General features: G+C 54.8%; 19 protein-coding genes and 1 other RNA gene. 6 read left to right on the top strand and 14 right to left on the bottom strand.

Annotation, left to right across the window (positions count from 1 at the left end; translation table 11 throughout):
* Positions 1-162: 162 nt before the first annotated feature.
* The 5 genes from RHH53_RS03530 to RHH53_RS03550 all read right to left on the bottom strand — a co-directional run bounded on the left by RHH53_RS03530 (position 163) and on the right by RHH53_RS03550 (position 4983).
* A complete protein-coding gene (locus tag RHH53_RS03530) occupies positions 163-783 on the bottom strand; it encodes a hypothetical protein (RefSeq protein WP_310744102.1) in 621 nt (206 codons plus the stop codon).
* A gap of 19 nt (positions 784-802) precedes the next feature.
* Positions 803-1852, bottom strand: a complete 1050-nt coding sequence (locus RHH53_RS03535) for a SpoIID/LytB domain-containing protein (RefSeq protein WP_310438068.1) — start codon at positions 1850-1852, stop codon at positions 803-805.
* A 74-nt stretch (positions 1853-1926) separates the two neighbouring features.
* Positions 1927-2916, bottom strand: a complete 990-nt coding sequence (locus RHH53_RS03540) for a glycosyltransferase family 4 protein (protein ID WP_225901691.1) — start codon at positions 2914-2916, stop codon at positions 1927-1929.
* A 91-nt stretch (positions 2917-3007) separates the two neighbouring features.
* Positions 3008-3955, bottom strand: coding sequence for a F0F1 ATP synthase subunit gamma (locus RHH53_RS03545; RefSeq protein ID WP_149820854.1), 948 nt, complete (start codon positions 3953-3955; stop codon positions 3008-3010).
* Between the two features lie 62 nt (positions 3956-4017).
* Positions 4018-4983, bottom strand: a complete 966-nt coding sequence (locus RHH53_RS03550; RefSeq protein WP_310744103.1) for a hypothetical protein — start codon at positions 4981-4983, stop codon at positions 4018-4020.
* A 103-nt stretch (positions 4984-5086) separates the two neighbouring features.
* Between RHH53_RS03550 and RHH53_RS03555 the strand changes: the two genes are divergently transcribed.
* Complete coding sequence (locus RHH53_RS03555) at positions 5087-6337, top strand: APC family permease (RefSeq protein WP_310744104.1); 1251 nt, start codon at positions 5087-5089, stop codon at positions 6335-6337.
* Here the strand turns inward: RHH53_RS03555 and RHH53_RS03560 are convergent.
* Positions 6307-6891 carry a GerMN domain-containing protein gene (locus tag RHH53_RS03560; protein ID WP_310744105.1) on the bottom strand — a complete coding sequence of 195 codons (585 nt, stop codon included), beginning with the start codon at positions 6889-6891 and terminating at the stop codon, positions 6307-6309. The genes RHH53_RS03555 and RHH53_RS03560 overlap by 31 nt on opposite strands.
* Before the next feature lie 143 nt (positions 6892-7034).
* Between RHH53_RS03560 and RHH53_RS03565 the strand changes: the two genes are divergently transcribed.
* Entirely contained in the window at positions 7035-7280 is a 246-nt protein-coding gene (locus tag RHH53_RS03565) for a DUF6439 family protein (RefSeq protein WP_310438071.1), read from the top strand.
* On the opposite strand, the gene RHH53_RS03570 is transcribed toward RHH53_RS03565, so the two are convergent.
* A complete protein-coding gene (locus RHH53_RS03570; RefSeq protein WP_206201086.1) occupies positions 7277-7768 on the bottom strand; it encodes a metal-binding protein in 492 nt (163 codons plus the stop codon). The genes RHH53_RS03565 and RHH53_RS03570 overlap by 4 nt on opposite strands.
* Positions 7769-8042: 274 nt before the next feature.
* Here RHH53_RS03570 and RHH53_RS03575 point away from each other — a divergent pair, with 274 nt between their 5' ends.
* Entirely contained in the window at positions 8043-9845 is a 1803-nt protein-coding gene (locus RHH53_RS03575; RefSeq protein ID WP_310438072.1) for an N-acetylmuramoyl-L-alanine amidase, read from the top strand.
* On the opposite strand, the gene ssrA is transcribed toward RHH53_RS03575, so the two are convergent.
* The 3 genes from ssrA to RHH53_RS03590 all read right to left on the bottom strand — a co-directional run bounded on the left by ssrA (position 9843) and on the right by RHH53_RS03590 (position 12887).
* Positions 9843-10228, bottom strand: a transfer-messenger RNA (tmRNA) gene (gene ssrA, locus RHH53_RS03580). The genes RHH53_RS03575 and ssrA overlap by 3 nt on opposite strands.
* A gap of 54 nt (positions 10229-10282) precedes the next feature.
* The gene (locus tag RHH53_RS03585; protein WP_310744106.1) at positions 10283-11986 is read right to left on the bottom strand and encodes a helicase HerA domain-containing protein; all 1704 of its coding nucleotides are present in this window, start codon (positions 11984-11986) and stop codon (positions 10283-10285) included.
* A 91-nt stretch (positions 11987-12077) separates the two neighbouring features.
* Positions 12078-12887 (bottom strand): TPM domain-containing protein, encoded by an 810-nt coding sequence (locus RHH53_RS03590; RefSeq protein WP_302678858.1) that lies wholly within the window; start codon positions 12885-12887, stop codon positions 12078-12080.
* A 201-nt stretch (positions 12888-13088) separates the two neighbouring features.
* Between RHH53_RS03590 and RHH53_RS03595 the strand changes: the two genes are divergently transcribed.
* A complete protein-coding gene (locus RHH53_RS03595; protein ID WP_206201090.1) occupies positions 13089-13301 on the top strand; it encodes a DUF2949 domain-containing protein in 213 nt (70 codons plus the stop codon).
* Positions 13302-13309: 8 nt separating this feature from the next.
* Here the strand turns inward: RHH53_RS03595 and RHH53_RS03600 are convergent, their stop codons facing one another.
* The 3 genes from RHH53_RS03600 to mrdA all read right to left on the bottom strand — a co-directional run bounded on the left by RHH53_RS03600 (position 13310) and on the right by mrdA (position 18244).
* The gene (locus tag RHH53_RS03600; protein WP_310744107.1) at positions 13310-15418 is read right to left on the bottom strand and encodes a M3 family metallopeptidase; all 2109 of its coding nucleotides are present in this window, start codon (positions 15416-15418) and stop codon (positions 13310-13312) included.
* A 10-nt stretch (positions 15419-15428) separates the two neighbouring features.
* Positions 15429-16388: a M23 family metallopeptidase gene (locus RHH53_RS03605; RefSeq protein ID WP_310744108.1), complete on the bottom strand. Its 960-nt coding sequence runs from the start codon at positions 16386-16388 to the stop codon at positions 15429-15431.
* 77 nt (positions 16389-16465) lie between these two features.
* A complete protein-coding gene (gene mrdA / locus RHH53_RS03610; RefSeq protein ID WP_315863518.1) occupies positions 16466-18244 on the bottom strand; it encodes a penicillin-binding protein 2 in 1779 nt (592 codons plus the stop codon).
* A 123-nt stretch (positions 18245-18367) separates the two neighbouring features.
* Between mrdA and RHH53_RS03615 the strand changes: the two genes are divergently transcribed.
* Positions 18368-19027, top strand: coding sequence for a hypothetical protein (locus RHH53_RS03615; protein WP_310438078.1), 660 nt, complete (start codon positions 18368-18370; stop codon positions 19025-19027).
* 15 nt (positions 19028-19042) lie between these two features.
* The gene (hisF, locus tag RHH53_RS03620) at positions 19043-19837 is read left to right on the top strand and encodes an imidazole glycerol phosphate synthase subunit HisF (protein ID WP_149820833.1); all 795 of its coding nucleotides are present in this window, start codon (positions 19043-19045) and stop codon (positions 19835-19837) included.
* Positions 19838-19875: 38 nt separating this feature from the next.
* On the opposite strand, the gene RHH53_RS03625 is transcribed toward hisF, so the two are convergent.
* Positions 19876-22314, bottom strand: coding sequence for a phosphoketolase (locus tag RHH53_RS03625; protein WP_302678864.1), 2439 nt, complete (start codon positions 22312-22314; stop codon positions 19876-19878).
* Between the last annotated feature and the right edge of the window lie 218 nt (positions 22315-22532).

Raw genomic sequence — 22532 nt, forward strand, 5'->3', positions numbered from 1 at the left:
TCCATTGCTAAGGCATGGTTGAGGGCTGAGATCACTGCTTGATACTCATTCATCCTCCACTTATCAATCGCCAGTTTTTCCCACCCCTTGGCAAAGGCAAGGTGGCCTTTTTGTTGAGTCGTTCTTGCAATGAACTCTTCGATACACCCCATAACCTGAAACTTAGCAATCCCGACGGTATAAGCGCATGTATTTGAGGATAATCTCCCGTGCCTTCGGGCGTAAATCCCGCTTCAGTTGCGGATTTTCATCCACGCGATTCAGCGCTTGCCAGACTTGACACCAACTGACATCAAAGAGGGTTTGTGCTTCCACAAGGCCGCGTACCATGGCGATCGCATAGCTTTCGGGGTCACGTTCCTGTGCCATATTGAGAAAAGACATCCCCCGCTGTGGTTGAAAGTAGTTGTCCATTGCTGTGAGATACCCTAGGGCCATTAAGTCATCGGCGGTAAGGCTTTCCAGCGGGATATTTTCAGGGGTCGTACCCTGTCTTAGGGCAAGATAGGCGCGGTAGGCTTGACCATTGGCTTTGCCGTTGAAATCCCAGCCGAGGGCATTGATCAGGGCAGCTTTGTGATCTGTGGGAACCTGCGGCGAAGAGAGCCACTCCGACATTTTCAGATCAAGGCGGCCACTGCGCTTGGCTCGCATCACCATGGGCACATCGGTATAGGCTTCGTAGAAGGGGGTGGAGGTCAAGGGCGAATCTGCTCGCCCACTGTATTGAAGGCAGACCACCGTTGTCAAAGCAAGGGCAGTCGCTAAAAGAGGAGATTTCATGGACTTGGCCTCCAAAGAGTTATTGGGTTTGCAGTTGCGATAGACCCGCCCCCGGATAGTAGGTGCCTAAAATTTGCAGGTAGTTGTAGCCGCGCTTGCCCAGTTCATAGGCACCCGTCTGACTCATTCCACGCCCGCCAAAGACATCGCGCACAATGTCGTCGGTTGCTGCATACATCGAAACCATCACTCGTCCACTTTTGGTGAGGACAATGCCCCGCGTGGCTTGGACTGCCGCTTGAGTGGTGTTCCACTCGGTTTCAATCCCACGATACACCTGCCAACGCTCGTCGTTCCCCAGATCAAAAAAGCGGCTGGCGGGTTGAAACATTTGGGCAAGGGCATAGGAACGGGCAGCGATCGCTTGGGCTTTGAGGGTTTCCATTGGCCAGTCGGGATAGACCTCTGAACCCACCACACTCACGAGGTATTGTTCCAAGTCCACTTGATTGACGGCTGTAACCGTGTTTCCCTGAGCAATGAGGCGCACCACACCGCGATACCATTTATCGCCAACAAACGCAAGTTGATTGCTGGGGCGAATCCAGAGGGAGGGGGCAAGGGGTTGGCCATTCCAGAGCAAAAAGCCATCGCGGGCTGTGACCACGACCCCTTGGCTAGGGGCAAGCTGGGTCATCACCTGCTGTTGATCATTCGTAACAGCCGTGGCGACAGCGGTGCCAACGGTCAGTTGACTTTGATCGCGGGCGATCGCCACCCGCACTTGAGGGGCAGGGCCTTGGCTCGGAGGCACGGGTTGCAGGGCAGGAGGGGGCACTGTGGGCAAGATTGCCTTGGCGTGGGTAGAGGCAGCCGCTGGTGGTTGGGGGACTTTGTTGGGGACAGTTGCTAATAGGGGATCGCGGCCATCCAAAATCGGCCGAGGCAGAGGTCGTTCAAGTTGAATTGGGTCAGGTAAAGGAATTGGCTCTGAAAGAGCAATCGGTGTCGGGGATAGGCTCCGCAAAAACCAGAACCCTAGGCTCGCACTGGCGATCGTGGCCATCATAAAGGAAATGAGCAAGGGTGAGTGTCCTCGCTTTGTCCCTTGGAACAGAACCCAGCCCATTCAGGTGTCATCTCCACTAGCACCTTGCCTATTGTATAGGGGAGTACGGAATTTGCCATGCAACATTTGCTGGTTTAGGGCAGAGAGGAAGCTGCTACCCGTTGTAGCCATTGCTCCACCCTATCCCCATAAACAGCTAAGCTATACTCCTGTTCCGCCTGCTGCCGACAGGCCGCCCGATCAATTTGATCAATCTTGCCAATGGCAGCAATTAAGGCCTCGACAGAATCCGGGGTAATGAGAAACCCGGTTTGACCATCACGGACAATTTCACTCGGCCCACCGCGATCGTAGGCAATGACGGGAACGCCACAGGCAAGGCTTTCGATGACAACGTTGCCAAAGGCTTCGACCCAGCGGGAGGTCAGCAACAAAGCGCGACAGCGCCGCAGCTGTGCTTGCATTTCCCGTGTTGGCAAAAAGCCCAGATATTCAATGGGGGCGTTGGGGTAATCTGCTTGAATGCGCTGCCAATAGTCTATATCTTGCAGTTGCCCCATGATTTTCAAAGGGGTACGGGTGACATTGACGGCAGCGACAGCATCTTCGAGACCCTTTTCAGGAGCAATGCGCCCCAGCCAGCACAGGGCATCCTCTGGCTCTGCACAAAAGTCATAGAGGGACAGATCCAGACCACTGCCCAAACACACGCAGCGATCGCCAAAAGGGAAGGTGGCGGCTTGGGTACGGGTATAGACACTAATGGTTTCCGGATAGTCATCAATGACACGGGCGATCGCCTGATCCATGACATCGGAAACTGAGGCCATGCTCACCAGATGCCCCACAGGACGGCTGAGAAAAGGCGTCAGGTAAAAGGGCAGCCAGTCGTAGGCAAAGTTGACAATGACATCAAATTCCTGTTGAAGCTGCCGCACCCGTGCCCACATATTGGCTAACACACTATTGGGGGGCAGTGTAATCGGTTGATCGCGGGTTTGATGCTGCGCTGGCACTTGAAGGGCACCCGCTACTGGTTCAATGGTTGCCGCCACTGGCAAGTGGGAACCCTCGGGGGCAAGGATGTGAATGGTATGCTGGCGATCGCCCAAGGCCTGAGCCATATTGAGGATCGTCAATTCAACACCGCCCCCTTTTCCTGTACCCAGAGGGCCAACCGAAGTGGAAACAAAAAGCAGCTTCAGAGGTCAACTCCTAGCGCAGAGCCTCAGCACCCGCCACCACTTCGAGAATCTCTTGGGTAATGGCAGCTTGACGCGCTTTGTTGTAGGAGAGGGTGAGGGTTCCAATCAGCGCTTGAGCATTATCGCTCGCGTTATTCATTGCCGTCATCCGCGCTGCCAATTCCGAGGCGGCGGCTTCTTGCAGTGCCCGTAGTAACTGGTTATTCAAGTACAGGGGCAGCAGGGCATCGAGAATTTGCACGGGATCCTGCTCAAAAATCATATCGGAGGGCAAAGCGGGCAAGGTTGAGGTGACTTTCTCGCGGTTAACTTCCAGATGTGAACCCCGCGTCGTCAGCCGAAAAATCTCATCATCGGGCGCCTCTAGCCCTTGGGGATCGAGGGGGAGCAGGGTTTGGACAACGGGCTTTGAACTAATGAGGGAGACAAACTTGGTGTAGATGAGTTCCACCCGATCCACCGTTTCCGAAAGAAAGAGGGAGAGCAGTTCACTGGCAATTTGACCCGCTTCACTGGCAGAGGGGATTTGCTCTAGGCCAGAGTACACGGCATCAATGGGATAATTACGGCGCTGGAAGTATTGGGCTGCCTTGCGACCAACAATCACCAGAATATACTTGACGCCCTCGGCTTCGAGTTCTTGGGTACGCTCCTTGGCACGGCGAATAACGTTGGTATTGTAACCGCCGCACAACCCGCGATCGCCCGTCACCACCAGCAGCGCCACCGTCTTCACAGGACGCTTGGCCAATAGCGGTAAATTGGCATCCTCAAAGCGTAGTCGGGTTTGCAAGCCATAGAGCACCTGAGCTAAGCGATCGGCAAAGGGACGGCTCGCCATAACCTGCTCTTGGGCACGGCGAACTTTTGCTGCCGCCACGAGGCGCATAGCTTCGGTAATTTTGCGGGTATCTTTAATCGTTTTGATGCGATCGCGAATAGCTTTGAGATTGGGCACGGTAATCTAAACTCCTAAGCAAAGCGTCCCTGCCCTAAGATTTTAGCCCAGAGGGGGATCGCCTAAGCAGTCTTTTCACTTGACCCACCCCTACCAACCAGCGTTGTAATCACAGGAACTGCCAAAGCGGCGACAGGGGGAATGATGCGGCCAATGGGCTGCGGCAGATTTAAGCTGACGCTCAAAGCAGAAACCACCGTTGCCGCAATGCCACTGATCCAAAGCACGGTGTCACGCCGCCACCGTTGTCGCTTCAGGCGGTGATTTTCCTGGGCAGCAAGGGTGAGTTCAGTGGAAACAACGGTTGAGGATTGGTTGCGCAGCACCTCTAAATCGTGCTGCAGACCGTGCAATTCATTTTGCGCCTGGGCAAGTTCCTCTTGCAGGCGATCGCGCTCCCTTTCCACTTGGGTGAGTTGCCGCGTTATCTCCGCCAGTTGTTGGGCAAGGCCGGCGTCTGGGGGATTACCGAGAAGGGCGGTATCCTCCAAAGAAGCGGGGGGTGAAGCAGCCAATACCGCCTGAAGTTGCTGTTCGAGAGCTGTTTTTTCTGTTTGCAGCGAGGCAAGTTGATCTTGAAGTTCTTGAATTTGTGAGACTTGGAATTGCAGGGTTGCCACTTGACTTTGCAGTTCCTGAATCTGGGAGGCTTGCAGTTGCAGTGTCACCAGTTGCTGCTGAAGTTCGTCTTGCTGAATGAGCGCCTGTGCCAGTTCCTGTTCAAGATTTTGCCGCAGGCCGCTCAAGGTGGCATTTTCTTCTTGGAGGCGGACAAGGTCTTGGCTCAGTTGATCTCGCTGCTGTTGAACGTTTTCCAGTTCTGCGGTGAGCTGCCTAATTTGCTCCTGTAGGGCTTGGTTTTGGGCGATCGCCCGCTGTTCTGCGGTCAGGGTGAGCGACTCCAATTCAGCCGTCAGAGAGTTGAGATCAATATCCTGTGCAGGAGGCTCGTCCAACTCACCCAAATCAGTAATGATGTTTTCTAGGAGATCGTCGGGTTGGTTGCTAGGAGGTTCTGGACTGGCCATGATCCTAATACCTGCGCGCGTGCTAAGAATTGCTCCAATTATAGCGATCGCCGTCCCTATCCTCTAGGCTAGAAGGCGTTCTGCAGTTCTCGAACGAAACTCCATGCTCAAACGCGAACTAGGACTGTGGGGCGCCATTTTAACGGGTCTAGGTTCCATGATTGGTACGGGGCTGTTTGTCAGTTTAGGCATCGCCACCGACCTTGCTGGTTCTTGGGTGTTGATAGCCTTGATCCTTGCCGCGGCGATCGCGCTGTGTAATGGCCTCAGTAGTGCCCAATTGGCGGCCTCCCATCCTGTGAGTGGGGGCACCTACGAGTATGGGTATCGCTATCTTTCTCCCCCTTTCGGCTTTACAGCGGGGTGGATGTTTTTACTGGCCAAATCGGCTTCTGCAGCCACTGCTGCCCTTGGCTGTATGGCTTATCTCTTCCAATGGCTCGGCCTAGAGGACAATAGCGGGCGCTGGCAAATCATGGCTGCTCTGGGGCTACTGGCGGTCTTGATCTGTGTGGTGCTTTTGGGCATCCGGCGATCGGCGCAAGTGAATCTGGGGATTCTCCTAGTCACGTTCACCAGTTTGTTGCTCTTTGTTGGCATTGGCCACGTCCAACAACAGGGAGGGCTACTTTGGTCGGCAGCATCGCAACCACTCTCGCTCAAGAATCTTCTCCAAGCAACGGCACTGCTTTTTGTCGCCTATGCTGGCTATGCCCGTATTGCTGTGCTGGCGGAGGAGGTCAAGACTCCTCGGCGAACCATTCCACGAGCCATTGCCCTAGCCAGTGGTATTGTTGTCCTGCTCTACTTCAGTGTTGTCTTGATTGTTCTGGGGAGTCATGGCTCTGGGAAGTTGACTACGGCTGCCTCTTTAGAGATTGTCGCCAGTGAATTGGGTGTCTCTTGGCTGCCGCCTCTGATTACGCTGGGGGCGATCGCGGCCATGGTCGGGATTCTGCTCAATCTGTTGCTCGGCCTCTCCCGTGTGGTGTTGGCAATGGCGCGACGGCGAGATTTACCGGCAATTTTGGCTCAGATTCCAGCCCAAGGAAAACAACCTGTTGCTGCCGTTCTAGCGGTGAGTGGGGGGATTGCCCTCTTGATCCTGATTGGCAATGTAAAAACTACGTGGTCTTTTAGTGCCTTTAGCGTGCTGATTTACTACGCCATTACCAACCTTGCCACACTGCAACTGAAGGAGCCACAATTTCCCCGCTGGCTTGCGATTGCAGGTTTAATCGGTTGTCTAGGGCTGGCTTTTTGGGTCGAAGTCCAAGTGTGGCTGTCGGGGTGTGGTCTCATTCTTCTTGGACTTGCTTGGCACTACTGGGTGCGGAGGGCAAAGGCCGTTTGAAAGTCTTGCCGGGTCATCGGTTGCGTCACCTCTAGCCCCTCACCCCCTAGGACGCGCAGGGGTTCACCCCCAATGGAAATCCAAACTGGCGCATTGGGATCATTCACTGTTGCTGTGTACAGTACCTGTCCTAGACGTGCTTGCATCGAAGCACTTCCCCCCCCTTTGGTAAAGTCTGGAGAGAGATCCACATGGATGCCATCGGCTTTGACTTCTACACGATTGACACGGGTATTTTCCGGAATGCTGGTGGTGACATCTTGATTGGCAGGACCCGCCAAAAGTCGCTCCAGACGAGATTGAATAAAGAGTTCTGGCCGCGTTGCCGGGGTATTGATCCGTACCGTAGAGGGCACCAAAACGAGGCTATCCCCTTCATTCTTGACCCAAAAAATTTGAGTTTCCTGCTGCTGGGCAACTTCCGCCGGATTAGGAACCGGATCTCCCTGCCGGGGGGGACTCAAGGTTAGCCATGCCGCTGTACCAGCCGAGGCAAGGCCAATAACCGCCAGCAAAATCAAGGCGGGGCGGGAGCGGGTGACTTTTGCTACCATCACGATCTCTCCTTGGCGGGATGCACCTGCCTCTACCTTAGACGCTATGATTCAAGGGTAAAGTTCCAGTGCCTGTGGCCTTAGGGGCAGTTGCCCACTGCTTAAACTAGAGGATAGTTCTCCCTTTAGATCAAGTTTAAGTCATGGTGCAAACGACTCTCCGTGCAGAAGAACTAGCCACTGCCCTCCTTGATGCAGTTAGGATTGCTCCCCAAGATTGGCATCGCCTCAAGGGCAATCGCCGTGCCCGCGCCCTCGAACAAGTGGCTGCCGCCCTTGTCTATCTCCTCAAGGAAAATGATGCTGAGGCACTGGCGCATCTGCAACAGGCAGTGGGTTGGCTCGATCGCTCCATTAGTGCGCCGCCTTGCCCTACGCACCACCATTAGCGGTGCCAGCGTCGCCACCGAGAAACCACCAGATCGCTTGTGACATGAAGCAGTGCCGATAGCTCTAGCCCAAGGGCGATCGCAACTCCCCAGCGCCAGTCAATTCCCTGCCAACGATGTAGCCATTCCTGCACAAGGGAAAGGTGGCCTGTGAATGCGGCGACCCCGGCCACCAGACCCAATCCTAACCCCAACCAAAAGCTGAGATAGAGCAACCGAATCAGCGTGCCCACCACTGGGCCATGGGTCCAAAAGGAGCGATGGTGAAAGGCTTTTTGGTAGGGTAGCCATATTGCCCGCAGCCAGCCCCAACGGTAGTAGGGTAAAGAGGGGGTATCGAGGTCTGGACTGAGGAGAAAGCCGCCAATACCAAAGCTACTGCTGGCAATTGCCCCCCAGATCCAGTCACGGGTGAGGGCACTGGCGGTGAAGCCCACAAGGGGCATGCCGATCCAAGTCAGGCGATCGTGGGTACGGCCACTGGGCATTGAGGATTCCGCAGATATTTCCTAGGGCAAAGCTACGGCAAAACGGGCTAGATCATGCAATCGGCGAACTTATTGAGTGCGGTGGGCGTCTAAGTGAGCTTGAAGCAACTCGGCTGAAATTTGAATCTGATGAAGGGCGATCGCGCAAAACTAAATCGCAGGGTGTGCCAGTTCACATACCTGTCCCCGATCAAGTATGCTGAGCACGTTTGAGCGAGCGGCTTGGCTAGCCAACTTGGCAGGGTATTGTGCATCGCTGGTGGAGGAAGCGTGAATGGATCAACCGTGGCGTTCTTGGCAATTTCGAGCTGTAGTGAGTTTGCTATGGGCACCTGCCGCTGCACTGGTCATGGCTCAGCCTGCTTCAGCCAGCCGTCTACAATTGTGGCGACTTAACCCTGCCACCAATCAACTGGAAATTCGCACGGAGCGTGCTGTTCAGCCCCGTGCTGAGTTAGTCTATAACCCGACCCGCCTTGTCATTGACTTGCCGGGTGTCGTTCTCGGTAGCCCCCAGATCAGTCAAAACTACAGTGGTGCCATTCGCCAAGTGCGGGTTGCTCAGTTTGACCCCCAAACGACGCGGATTGTGGTGGAATATGCGGACGGTTTTACAATTGACCCGCAGCAGGTGCGCTTTCGGGGAGTCACGGCTAATAACTGGTTGGTGCAACTGCCTACCCCCCAGCAGCAAACAGTTTCGCTACCGCCGCCACCCCCACCGTCTCCTCCTTCTGCTCCTCCCGTAACGCCCACAGGGCCGCTGCAAGTGCGAAGTTGGCGAGCAGATGCCACAGGTTTTCTAGTGCTAGCCGATCGCCCCTTACCCGAAGGCAGTTACACCCTGCGCCGCCCCCGTCGGGATCGCATTGAAATTCTCCTCAGCAATAGTGAATTGATTCGCAACTTTAGTCCTCGGCGCTTGGAACTGCGCCGCTTTGGTCGGGATCGCGTCCGGGCAGAGGTACGGACTCAGAGCAATCGCCAAGTCCAAATTACCCTCGACATTGACCCTCAAGATGCCGATTGGCAAGTGATGCCCCGTCATGATGGCTTTGTGATTGTGCCTTCAACCACGGCCATTACACCCCCACCTCCGCCACCGTCCCAACGCCCTAGTGTGATTCCTGCGGCCAGTGCTCAAACTCCTGTCACAACGATTCAGCGCGTTGACTTGGGGGGACGAGAGTTGCTGATTCAAGGCGATCGCACCGTTTTCTATAACGTGGGCTGGGAAGGCAATCGCTATCGCATTCGCCTACGGCAAGCACAGTTGGACAGTAATCTGCGCGAACCCCGCCTAGTTACCGGTAGTCCCTTAAGCAACATTGAATTTCGTCAAGAGGATAACCAAACCGTCTCGATTCTGCTCACCCCAGCGCCCAACTTTCGCATCCTTGGCCCTCGTCCCCTGTCAGCTGAAGCGTTTGTGGTGCAAATTCAGGGAGCAAATGACCCTCCGAGCAGTACGCCCACCCCAATTGATGTTCCCCCCACAGCAACCCCTCAGCCCCCCAATCAGCCCGTCCCCCGCGGCCGGTTTGTGGTGGTCATTGATCCCGGACATGGCGGACGCGATCCCGGTGCCATTGGTATTGGCGGCATTCGTGAAAAGGATATTGTTCTCGATATCAGCCTGCAAGTTTCCCAATTTTTGCAGCAGCAGGGGGTACAGGTGATTCTGACCCGCACTACAGACATTGACTTAGACTTGGCTCCTCGGGTCGCCATTGCGGAACGGGCACGGGCAAATGCCTTTGTGAGTATTCACGCCAATGCTATTAGTCTGGCTCGCCCCGATGTCAATGGTTTAGAAACCTACTTTGCCCCCGGACGCTCCAGTCGTTTGGCATCTGCCATTCACAATAGTATTCTCAATTCCTTGAACATTCGCGATCGCGGGGTGAGGGCGGCACGATTCTATGTGATTCGCAATACGTCAATGGATTCTGCCCTTGTCGAGACAGGGTTTGTCACGGGCGCAGAGGATGCCGCAAACTTCAAGAATCCTGCGTGGCGGACGCAGATGGCACGGGCGATCGCCCAAGGCATTTTGAACTTTTTGCATGGAAGATGATGGAGCTGACGGGAGTCGAACCCGTGTCCGCCCTAGCTATTCATCGACTGCTCCTTCACAGGTTTAGCCTTTCTGACCCTCAGGCGGGAACTGTTCCTTATCCCGAACAGTAGGATGCTCTGGTAGAGTCTTTGCTAAACAGCCCACCAGAGAGAACTGCCTAGCGCATCCGTTGGGGTTAACCCGCTGCCCTTAACGGAGTCGGACAACGAGTGCTCGAACCTGTTTAGAGGTCTTAGGCTACCGCAGCAGCTTTACGAGCGAAAGGAACGATGTTGTTCGCAGTTACTTTTGGTTTGGACTCTGGATTAACGAGAGATAGCCCACTCTCGACCTGCATCACAGCCCAACTTTCACTAGGACGTCGAAGCCGTTTCAGCCCCTTGAATAGAGCTACTCCTAAGCTAGCGCATTTTTTTGGATTTGACAACGGCTAATTATTCGAGCGATCGCCGGCCAATGGTTCGCGGTTTAGGACGGGGTGCCGGGCCTGCCATCGCCACCATGCGATCCAACTGTTTGTGTTGGGCAAAATACTTTTGCCACAGGTCAGGAGCATCCAGCGTGTCACCCCCATGAGTTGTTAAGCGTTGCCGCACCCGACAGAGGACAGGCGTATTCACACAGGCACCCGCAATAATCACTTGCCCCTTGCTGAGGGCAGGCAGTTCTTTGAGCAAATCTCGGCCAGCGGCCTCCACCCCATGCTTGAGGCTCTCTTGATCGACAGGGTTGACAATCCGCAGCATAAACTGGCTCATACACTGGGAGAGCACATCGCTATCCAGTTTGCCAGGACGCTGAGTAATCAGTCCTACCCCAAGGCCAAATTTACGACCCTCACTGAGAATCGTGCGCAGTACCTGCTTACATTGGGAAGGTTCATGGGCAGGGGCAAAGCGGTGCGCCTCCTCAATTAAGATAAACACCGGGTAGGGGAGGTACTGCTCATCCCCCTCAAAGACGCGGTCTTTTTGGGTATTCATGCGGGCATGGTTGGTTTGGCGCAAAATTGCCGTGGCAATCACCTGCTGCTCCTCAAGGGGAATCTCATTCATTTGCAGGATGGTGACTTGGCCGGGGGCAAACAACTCGCAAGGGGGCAAATGCTCATTGGCATGGAAATAGTCAGAGCGCTGCATTTTTTCTAGCTTCCAAGCCAAGGCATCGGCAGAGGAGCCCTGCTTGACATTGCCCTCTTCATCCTTAACGCGATCCACAGCATAGACTTCGGTAATTAAGTCCCGCGTACTCCAATGGCCATTGGGATAGAGGCGGCGTACTGCATCGTGGGCTTTTTTGAGAATGGCCTGCTGGCGATCGCTCATCGGGGGGAGCAGCGTCAGAATATCGTGAAACTCTAGGGAAGAAACACGAATTTTGACCTCTTGGGGCGTAATAATTTTCACCTGAGGTTGATAGCCATCCGCCCCTTGAAAAGCGGGGTGTCCCCTCAGCTGCGCCAGCGTGTGGTATTCACCATGGGGGTCGAGGATCAGCACTGCGGCGCGATTTTTCGGTAAAAGCAATTCCTCCACCAAAACCCCTGCGGTATAGGATTTCCCGGAACCTGTGCCGGCAAGGATGGCCACATGCGTACTCACCAGTTCCTTGACATCGAGGGCAATGGGCACAGCACCCTCCTGCCGCAACAACAGTGAACCGATATGGGCAGCCCCCACCTCCTCTGGCTTTTTCTTGTTGAGAACCCGCCGCAGCAGTTCATCTTCCGCTAAATAGACCTTGGCACCCGGCAGGGGAAGCCGCCGCAAATTATTAAAGCCAAAGACCTCATGAAATTCCCCCATCACTTCTACGGTTATTTCGTAGAGTTCCGCCGGTTCACAGGTAAAACCAATCAGGGCAGCCACCGCACCGGGATTCAGTTCGTGATCAGCAAACATCCGATCCGGTAGATGCTCAATCAGACGGCAGCCAGTAATCTTGCCCAAGACTTGGTGAACCGCAGCAGCATGGGAGTTTGAGGCCACACTTGGGGAATGGCTCAACTCATAATAGACAAATTCACCAATGCGCACTGGCTGTGCATCGGCAGTAATAAAAACATACTCGCTACCGCTATCACCGGGGCCTTTGACAATGCCGACAATGTGGCGAGAAGAAGGGTGGCTACTGTTCATCGCACAGGACGGGTAACCCAAAGAAAGCAAAGAGAGCTAATGTCGTTAACCTCAATCCTACGCGATTTTCCAATTGAGAGCCTGACGGCGCCTACTCTTCTAGAACGGGCGGCGGCTCACTGGGGGCAGGAATTAAAAAGGCAACAATGGCACCCAAGGCAAAACCAGCCACATTGCGCAAGACCGGTAGCCATTCTTGGGTGCGCACCACCACTGGCCCTAAACCAAAGGCAAAGAAAAGCATGCCCCACAGCGGTGAAAAAAGAAGAATCCACGTCCAAGCCACTTTTTGATCCGCACGGCGGGGACGCGCCACAAAGCCCAAAATGATGCCGCCAAAGATGGAGGTGGCAAGGGTGAGCAGCCATTGCTCTTGAGGTAATCCTGGGACAGCGCGGCAGCCCCCTTGGGCAAGGCAGGTTTCAATGGCTTGGAGAGATTGCAGGATCGCTTGGTCTTCGCCGTTGTCTCGGACAAAGTACTGATTGCCAAAGCGGGTTTGCAATTCAACCCAAAAGGTGCGCTGGAGCACTCGGTAGGCGGTGTCGCCAACATTGAAGTTCAAAAGATTGCCACCGCGCGTATCGGCCACCAGCAGAATACTGCGATCGTCTAAGTCCCAAAAATCCCGCACTGCGAGGCCGGGGGTGCGATCGTACTGGGTGAGGACGCGCAACTTCCAGCCCGTCTGTGCTTCAAACTCTGCCAGTTCGCTGTCAAGCCGTTCCTTTTGAACGGGTGTCAGAATCTGCGCTAAGTCAACGACATTGGTTGGCTCCGCGGGCAACAACTCTGGATTGTTGAAGCTGTGGGCAGGGGCGATCGCCCCCAACCAGCAGAGGCTAACCAGCACCATCCCTAAACCAACTTGGTAAAACAAGCGCCGCAATTGCTGAAGCATCGTAATAAAAATTTACAAATAGGGCATCTTTTTTAATTATCTTAAGGGTATGCTGCGAAACATTGCAATCAGCGCTGCCGTCTTCTCAGACAATATGCAGCTTTTGTTAAACTCACCCTATCCTGAGAATCCCATTGCTATACTGCAAGTCTAAATACCTAAACCTTATATCCCTGTTTCATCAGCCACTCCTCACCTACGATGCCCTACTCTTCTCAGCTACTGCACTATCTCGAACAGGAACTGGCACTGCCACCAGAGAGCATTGCAATGGCGGTGCGGCAATGGCAACAGCAACGGGGATCGTTGCCGATTATTCTTTGGCAGTATGGATTGATTACCTTGGAGCAGTTGGATCGGATTTTTGAGTGGCTGGATCAAACGCGGGGCGATCGCCTGCCAAAGGCTCCGTAAGTGGCAAACTAAGTGTTCGACAACAATCCTCGGTGCCGTAGGAGAGGCTCAGTGATCGGTTCACGGCCGCGGAAGGCTTTGAAGATCTCCATCGGGGGTTGGCTGCCGCCAAGGGCAAGCACGGTTTCGCGATAGCGTCGTCCCATTTCAGCAATGGCTTGCTCGTTGTCTAGGCCTGCTTCCTCAAAGGCAGCAAAGGCATCGGCACTGAGAACTTCTGCCCACAAATAGCTGTAGTAACCCGCTGCGTAGCCACCGGCAAAAATGTGGCTAAAGCTACAGAGAAAGGCATCTTCTGGCAGGGGGGGCAAGATTGTTGTGGTCTGCGCTAGGCGATCGCGCACTTGTTGGGGGGTTTCTCCTTGCCCCGATTGATAGCGATGGTGCAGTTCTAAATCTAACAAACTAAAGTGCAACTGCCGCAATAGAGCACTGCCTGCGCGATAGGTGCGGGCGGCAACCAGTTTTTCATAGTAGTGTTCTGGCAGCGGTTCCCCCGTTTCATAGTGGCGTGCCATGCCAAAGAGTGTCGGCCGATGGTAGCACCAATTTTCCATAAATTGACTGGGAAGTTCGACGGCATCCCACTCCACATTGTTGATGCCCGCTGCCCCCGTTTCATCCACCCGCGTCAGCATGTGGTGCAAACCATGCCCAAACTCATGGAAGAGGGTTTCCACTTCGCTAAAGGTCATCAGGCTGGGCTTACCATCCACTGGGGGGGTTTGATTGCACACCAAGTAGGCCACGGGTAAGCGGGTGCGCCATTCCCCCTGAATGCGATATTTGGCACGGCCAAGGCAATCGTCCATCCATGCCCCACCGCGTTTTTCGGCAGGACGGCTGTAGGGGTCAAGATAAAAGTGGGCGATCGTCAGATGATTTTCATCGAGGATGGCAAAAAAGCGCACATCAGGATGCCAAACGGGTACTTGACCATCCGCAGGCACCACCGTCACCCCAAACAGTCGCTTCACTAGCCCAAATAAGCCCTCCAGCACTTGGGGCAAAGGAAAATAGGGACGCAGTTCCTCATCGTTGAAGTCAAAGCGGGCTTCCCGCTGCCGTTCAGCCCAATAGGGAATATCCCAGTGCTGCAGATCGGTGGCTTCAGGTGCCCCTTGGGCAGCAGCAAAGGCTTTCAGTTCTTCCAGTTCTTGCGCCGCCGCACGATAGCTGACTTGCCGCAGTTCCTCGAGGAGCTTTTCCACACTGGCCACACTATCGGCCATTTTGCTGGCAAGGCTGAGTTCAGCATAGGTGTTGAATCCCAAAAGCTGTGCCTCTTCGATCCGCAGGGCAAGGATGCGCTCAAGAATGGGACGGTTATCCCACTCCCCACTGCTGGCACGGGAAATGTAGGCGCGATAGACCTGCTCCCGCAAATCCCGCCGTTGGCTGTGCTGCATAAAGGGACCAAAGCTGGGGAAGTCGAGGGTAATGTGCCATGGCCCTGTTTCGGGGGTGGCGGTCTCAATGCCATCTTGGCGAGCGGTTTGGGCAGCCAGCGCCAGCAAGCTGGGGGGAAGTCCAGCCACTTCATCGGGTTGGGTGAGCTTGAGGCGAAAGGCCTTGGTGGCATCCAAAAGATTGTTGGAAAACTGGGTAGATAGCTCCGCCAATTCCAGTTGAATGGTGTTGAAGCGCTCTTTGGCGGCTCCTGTCAAACTGACGCCACTGTGTTCGGCGTTACGAATGGCGGCCTCAACAATGCGTTTGCGCGCAGGGGGATAGCTCTGAAAGTCTGGACTGGCAGCCAGTGCCTTAAAGCCTTCATAGAGGGGGCGCGATTGACCCAAACGGGTGTAAAACTCCACTACTTGGGGTTGAACGGCTTCGTAGGCTTGACGCAATTCGGGACTATTTTTGACGCCGGTGAGATGACTGACAATGCCCCATGTCCAACCGAGGCGATCGCTCAAACGTTCGAGGGGTTCCACTAGCCCTTCCCACGTGGGCGTGAAGGATTGCTCGAGGGTCTCTAATTCTTGGGTGAGTTCCTGCAAGAGTTGGCGCACGGCTGGCTCAACATGGCTCACCTCAATCTGATCAAAGGGGGGAAAACCATCGCCCCGCAAGAGGGGATTATCGGTGTGAGGGGAAGTCGCAATAACCATCGGTATCCTACTAACTGCGATTCGATTGCTGACGCGCTTGGGCGATCGCCTGCTTTAACTGTGCTAAGGCCAATTCTAACCGCGCTTCGGGGGCAACAGGAATCAACCCCTGAGCCGTCATCTCATGGATCTCAAAATGCAGGTGCGGACCAGTGGAGTTGCCCGTACTACCCACGAGGCCAATGACATCCCCCTGCTTCACCCATTGACCGGGATTGACAAAGCGCTGTGAGAGGTGGGCATAGAGGGTTTGGTGCTGCTCTGGCGGGTGTTGCAAAATGACGGTGAGGCCATAGCCCCCTAGCCAGTTGGACTCAACCACGCGACCATCAAAAACCGCCAACACGGGTGTGCCTTCAGGGGCGCCCAAATCCGTTCCCGAATGGAAGCGGCGATCGCCAAAAATGGGATGGATGCGCCAGCCAAAAGTTGAGGTAATGGGCACCGGAAACGGCAAGGGAAAGAGCATTTGGCCATTGTTGACCTTTAGCCAACGCAAGGGATTCGGTCCCGGAAAGGGCTGGCGTACATAGGTCGGCGCAGCCGTTTGGGCAGATGGCACAAAATTTCTTGGGTTTGCAGCCACCAAGGGGCGATGAGAAGCTGGAGCAGAAGGTGATGTAGCCGTGGGGGTCACTAGGGGTTGTGGAGCACCTTGGGCTTGGCAAATGTTGGGGGGAACGCCCTCGCTAACGATCGCTTGACAGCCTGTGGAGCGCTCTTGGATCACCACGGGGATGGAGCGGGCGGGCTTAAGGTTTTCGAGGGGTTCACTGCCAGGGGGCGGATCCACGGGTTCTGTGGAAAAAACAAGAGGCTCACTGTCCACCGGTTGAACAGGATTGACAAGGATCGGTGCAGCCGCTTCTGGTTCAGCAGGAATCGTTTCAGCAACACTCTGGCGAGTCCCCAAGGCGGTTGTCAAGAGACCTATTGTCAGCCCAAGGGCAATAACCCGCTGCTCCATCATGATTCATCCCATCACACGCATTCCTTCAAATTCTAGGCGCAACCTTGGGGAATGACAATCTGCTTGGCCGCAAGGGGCTAGCGATCGCGAATTTTCATATAGGTCTGAATCACTTTGAGCACCATCGGACCTGCCACAGACCCACCCCCACCACCAGAGTTTTCGGCAAAGGCAACGACCACAATTTCCGGTTTGTCTGCAGGGGCATAGGCACCAAACCAAGTGTGGTTAGGGCGAGGTGGGTCTTCCCCGGTACCACTTTTGCCGGCGATCGCCACCTCAGGAACATTTAGGGCAGCCCCTGTACCACTGGTCACCACCTGCCGTAGGCCTTGACGCAGCACTTGAATGGTAGAGGGCTTTAGGTTCAAGGATTGCCGCCAGCGATGGGGATTGTCGGAAGCAATTAGGTGCGGCCGCACTTTATAGCCCCCATTGGCAGGCACTGCAAACATGACCGCGGCTTGAAGCGGACTCACCTGCAAAGCCCCTTGACCAATGGCGGTAATCAAGGAATCGCCGTCGTACCACCCCTCGCCAAAGGTTTCTTGCTTCCACTGGGGGGTTGGCACAAATCCGGGAGCTTCACCGGGTAAGTCAATGCCGGTTTTAGACCCCATTCCAAAGCGATGCGCCCAATGAATCAGGGTTTCAGGTCCAATGCGGCGCGCCACTTGACCAAAAAAGGTGTTACTACTCCATGCCATGGCACCGGCAAAGCCGAGAGGGCCAAAGCCCGCCCGGTTCCAATCGTGGAAGGCAAAGCCCTCTGTGTAGAGGGCAGGATAGGTCATCAGTACGGTATCGGGGCTAAACTTCCCTGACTCCAAGCCGGCCACCGTTGTCACGATTTTGAAGGTACTCGCGGGAGGAAACCCCTGAAGGGCACGGTTGACAAAGGGAAACTGCCGCCGTTGCAGCTCCTCCCACTGGGCTTGGGTCATGCGGCGGGCAAACCAATTGGGATCAAAGGCAGGGTAACTGGCCAGAGCCAGAATCGCTCCATCACGGGGATCCATGGCCACGATCGCCCCCGGCCGACTCCCTAGGGCTGCTTCCGCCGCTTTTTGCAAGTCCAAATCCACTGACAGCGTGATGTCATTTCCCGGTCGGGCTACCTTTTGACCCAAAATGCGGATCACTTTGCCTTGACCATCCACCTCCACCTGCTGACCACCCCATGTCCCCCGCAGTACGTTTTCGTAGGTGGCTTCGACACCCATTTTGCCCATGACATCGCCAAGGCGGTAGCCCTGATCTCGACGAGCCGCTAGTTCCTCCTCATTCAGTTCGCCGATGTAGCCAATGATGTGAGCCGCCGTTTCGCCATGGGGGTAAAAGCGCAGGGCTTCGCGGTCAATTTCCACCCCTGTCAAGAAATTGCGGTGTTCTTCAAGGGCAATGATTTGGGCTTGGCTAATCCCTTGGGCAATGCGAATCAACGAAGGAGAATTCACCCCTGCTTGCTTGACTCGCGCTTCGATCTCACTGGCAGGGATATTGAGCACCCGCGAGAGAATGTTCACCGTCTGCGGCCATTCGGGCTTTTTCGCCGCAAGGGGCCAGAGAAATACCGAGTAGGAGAACTTATTTCCCGCGAGGATCCGCCCTTTGCGATCCAAAATCTTCCCCCGCTCCGGCGGTTTGGGAATCAGGCGAATACGGTTTTCATCGGCCATCTGGCGGTTGCGATCGCCCTCGACAATTTGCAGGTAGGCCAAGCGACTCCCAATGCCCCCCAGCAAAAATACGGTCATGATCGAGAGCAATACCAAGACCCGCCCCTGTTTGCCAACCACACGATCGTAGGCTTGGTAGGTGAGGGGACGAGGGGGGCGCGTTTTTAGCATTGCCATAAGTTGCGAGGAGTTGATGAGTGATCTATGCTAATTGCCACTGTATTGCCACTCTATCAGATGCGCTAAGACCAGAGGTCAAGAATTCCGATACCCTAGAAGAAGTCTCTGTACTGCCGCTTCATGAAGCGATCGCGCTGCCGTCCCCAAGTCCAAGCCCCCAGTCAAAATCTCGACTCGTTCCTCGATGTCCTCACCAATACCGTGGGGGTGATGATCTTTGTCTGCCTCTTTGCCAGCTTGACAGCAGCGGTGTCTCCTGCTCTTGTGCGCACGCCCATTGCCCGCGAAACCCGCAAGCAGGTCTATTTCTTTGAGTGTCGTGAAAATCGTGCCCTGCCCCTTGAGGAGGATCAAGTCAGTGAGGCCATTGATCGCCACCTGCGGCGCATTACAGAAAATCCCTTTGCAGATCCCCGCCAAATTCAGCAACAACTAGAGTCCTTTCACCACCGTACCCGCTACTACGATGTGCGCCTGAGTCTGGTGCACAGCCAAGGGCAACCAATTTTGCAAACCCTTTTTGAACCCCGCGATCGCAGCGGTGGCGAATCCTTTAGCACGCTGGAAAAACCCGCGTCCAACTTTCGGCGTACCATTGATCGCCTCTCCCCCAGCCGCTATTCCCTTGTCTTTTTTGTGCGTCCCGATAGCTTTGATTGTTTCCGGGCAGCCCGTGCAGTGGCTTGGCGCAGTGGCTTTGATGTCGGTTGGGAACCGATGGCGGAGGGTCGCGCCATTATCTTTGTCAGTGGCGGGGGTCGCCGTGTCACTGTGCAGTAGTCCCAAGGAGGCTAAATGCTTGCCAAACGAATTTTGCCCTGTTTGGATGTGAAGGCGGGTCGCGTCGTCAAGGGCGTGAACTTTGTCAACCTGCGCGATGCCGGCGATCCGGTCGAACTGGCGCAAGCCTACAATGCAGCGGGTGCGGATGAGCTGGTGTTTCTCGATATTACGGCCACCCATGAAGAGCGGAACATTATTATTGATGTCGTCTATCGCACCGCGGATCAGGTGTTCATTCCCCTGACGGTGGGGGGCGGGATTCAGTCCCTGACGATGATCAAAGACCTGTTGCGCGCCGGGGCAGATAAAGTCAGCCTGAATTCGGCGGCAGTGCGGCAACCCGATCTCGTGAATCAGGCTAGCGATCGCTTTGGTGCCCAATGTATTGTTGTCGCCATTGATGCGCGGCGCGAACCCCATTGGGATCCTAAAAACCCCCGTTGGCAAGTCTATGTGCGCGGCGGACGGGAAGCTACGGGGCTAGATGCGATTGAATGGGCGGTGGAAATGGCTAAACGGGGTGCGGGCGAACTGCTGGTGACCAGTATGGATGCCGATGGGACACAGGCGGGCTACGACCTCGAATTGACGCGGGCGATCGCTGAGCGGGTGGAGATTCCTGTGATTGCCTCTGGGGGGGCGGGTACCTGTGAGCATATTCGCGCGGCTCTTGTGGAAGGGAAAGCAGAGGCGGCACTGTTGGCTTCGCTCCTACACTATGGCCAACTGACGATCGCCCAGATCAAGGACTATCTCCATCAGCACCAAGTGCCCGTGCGCCAAGAAGAACCCCTCCCTTGCCGATAAGCGAAGAGAGGGGCAGAGCATCAACCTAGAGGATCAAGCTAAAATGGCCAAGTCCAGTGGCTAAACTCCGGCTTGTCCACACCGTACTCGTAGGCGTAGTTGCGGGCTTCAATTTGCATGTTGCGGAATTTTTCCTTGGCATGGGCACCCGCCACTTGAAGACCGGGGAGGCGATCAATGGCATCAATGGCAAGACTAAAGCGATCAATCTCATTATTGATGGCCAACTCAAGGGGGGTGTTGATGTTGCCCTTTTCTTTGTAGCCGCGCACGTGCAAATTACGGTGATTGTGACGGCGGTACGTGAGACGGTGGATCAACCACGGATAACCATGGAAGTTAAAGATAATCGGGCGATCGAGGGTAAAGAGACTATCAAAGTCGCGATCGCTCAGGCCGTGGGGGTGTTCGGTTTCCGGTTGCAGCTTAAAGAGATCCACCACATTGATATAGCGAATCTTCAGCTCTGGAAACTCCTGCCGCAGGAGGGCGATCGCCGCCAACGCCTCTTGGGTGGGAATGTCCCCGGCACTGGCCATCACCAGATCGGGTTCACAGCCTTGATCATTGCTGGCCCAATCCCAAATGCCTAGCCCCTTCGTGCAGTGAATAATCGCCTGATCCATCGTCAGGTACTGCAAGTGCAACTGCTTGTCGGAGACAATCACATTCACATAGTTTTTGCTCCGCAGGCAGTGATCCGCCACCGACAGCAGTGAGTTGACATCAGGCGGTAAGTAAATGCGCGTAACCTTTGCACTCTTGTTGCAGACAATATCCAAAAATCCCGGATCCTGGTGGGTGAAGCCATTGTGATCCTGCCGCCACACCGTGGACGTAATCAGCAAGTTCAACGAGGCCACATCCGCCCGCCACGAGAGTTCATTGCAGATGCTCAACCATTTGGCATGTTGGTTAAACATCGAGTCAATGACATGGACAAAGGACTCGTAGGTGGAGAAGAAGCCATGGCGACCCGTCAGCAGATAGCCCTCCAGCATCCCCTCCATGGTGTGCTCGCTGAGCATTTCAATGACGCGACCATTAGGGGACAATTCACCGCCATCGGCGTCCTCCTCAAAGTATTCCGCAATCCAGAATTTCTTGCTGACCTCGTAAATGGCATTGAGCTTATTCGAGGTATTTTCATCGGGACCAAAGACACGGAAATTGGTCATGTTATTGCGCATCACATCCCGCAGGAAGACTCCAAGGGGACGGGTATTTTCCACCTCAATTTGGGCGGGTTTCTCAAACGTAATGCCGTACTGCCGAAAGTCGGGCATTTTCAAATCCTTGCGCAATAGCCCACCATTGGCGTGGGGATTCATGCCCATACGGTAGTTGCCGGTTGGCGCCAAGGCTTTGAGTTCAGGACGAAATGTGCCATTCTCATCAAAGAGTTCTTCGGGGCGGTAGCTGCGCAGCCAATTTTCAAGGAGCTTAAGGTTTTCAGGGTTGGTGTGGACATCGGCCATGGGCACTTGGTGTGCTCGCCAGAAGCCTTCCACTTTGTGGCCATTCACTTCCGCGGGGCCTGTCCACCCTTTGGGGGTACGCAGCACAATCATCGGCCAACGGGGTAAGGTGGTAACGCCCTCTTGCCGAGCCGCCCGTTGAATCTCCTTAATTTTAGTCACGCAGTAATCGAGGGTGGCGGCCATTGCTTGGTGCATTGAGGGGCGATCGGAACCTTCCACAAAGCAGGGTTCATACCCTAAACCGCGGAAGAAGTTTTCCAAATCTTGATGGGGAATGCGTGCCAGAATCGTCGGATTGTTAATCTTGTAGCCATTCAAGTTGAGAATCGGCAAGACTGCCCCATCGCGCGCCGGGTTGAGGAATTTATTGATGTGCCATGAGGTGGCCAAAGGCCCCGTTTCTGCTTCCCCATCGCCAACCACTGCCGCCACAATTAAATCAGGATTGTCAAAGGCAGCACCACAGGCATGGGAGAGGACATAGCCCAATTCTCCCCCTTCGTGTATCGAGCCGGGCGTTTCTGGGGTGCAGTGGCTGCCAATGCCACCGGGGAAGGAGAACTGCTTGAAAAATTTTTTGAGGCCGTGGGCATCCTCACTAATGTTGTGGTAAATCTCGGTGTAACTGCCTTCAAGGTAAACAGGTGCCAAAACCCCCGGTGCCCCATGACCGGGACCCGCTAGGAAAATCACCTCCTGTTGGTACTTTTTAATAATGCGATTGAGGTGAAGGTAGCAAAAGGACAGACCCGGACTCGATCCCCAGTGACCAAGGAGGCGTTTTTTGATGTGTTCAGGCTTGAGGGGTTCCTTGAGTAGGGGGTTATCGAGCAAATAGATCATGCCCACGGCCAGATAGTTACAGGCACGGAAGAAGGCATCCATGGCCTCAACTTCACTATCACTCAAGGGCTGTCCTTGAATCGTGGCGCGAGCAGAACCAAAAGCATGAATATCAGCGGTGAGTTCGGTGGGACGGGGAGGAGAGCTAACCATACAGTATCCTCGTCAAGTCAGCATGAGTATCAAGAAAATCAACCGAGATCATATAGATCAAAGTGCTAACGGCGTTGATCAAGAATCCACGAATTGCCTACTTACTAATCGGGACACATCCTAAACTATCGTCTTTAGCCTACAGCCCCATCCTAGGATGCTGAAACGGCTAGGCTCGCAAATGCGCTAGATTTTTTAACGTTGATTCAATTCAGTAA

Source organism: Thermosynechococcus sp. PKX82, from assembly GCF_031583255.1.
Lineage (GTDB): Bacteria > Cyanobacteriota > Cyanobacteriia > Thermosynechococcales > Thermosynechococcaceae > Thermosynechococcus.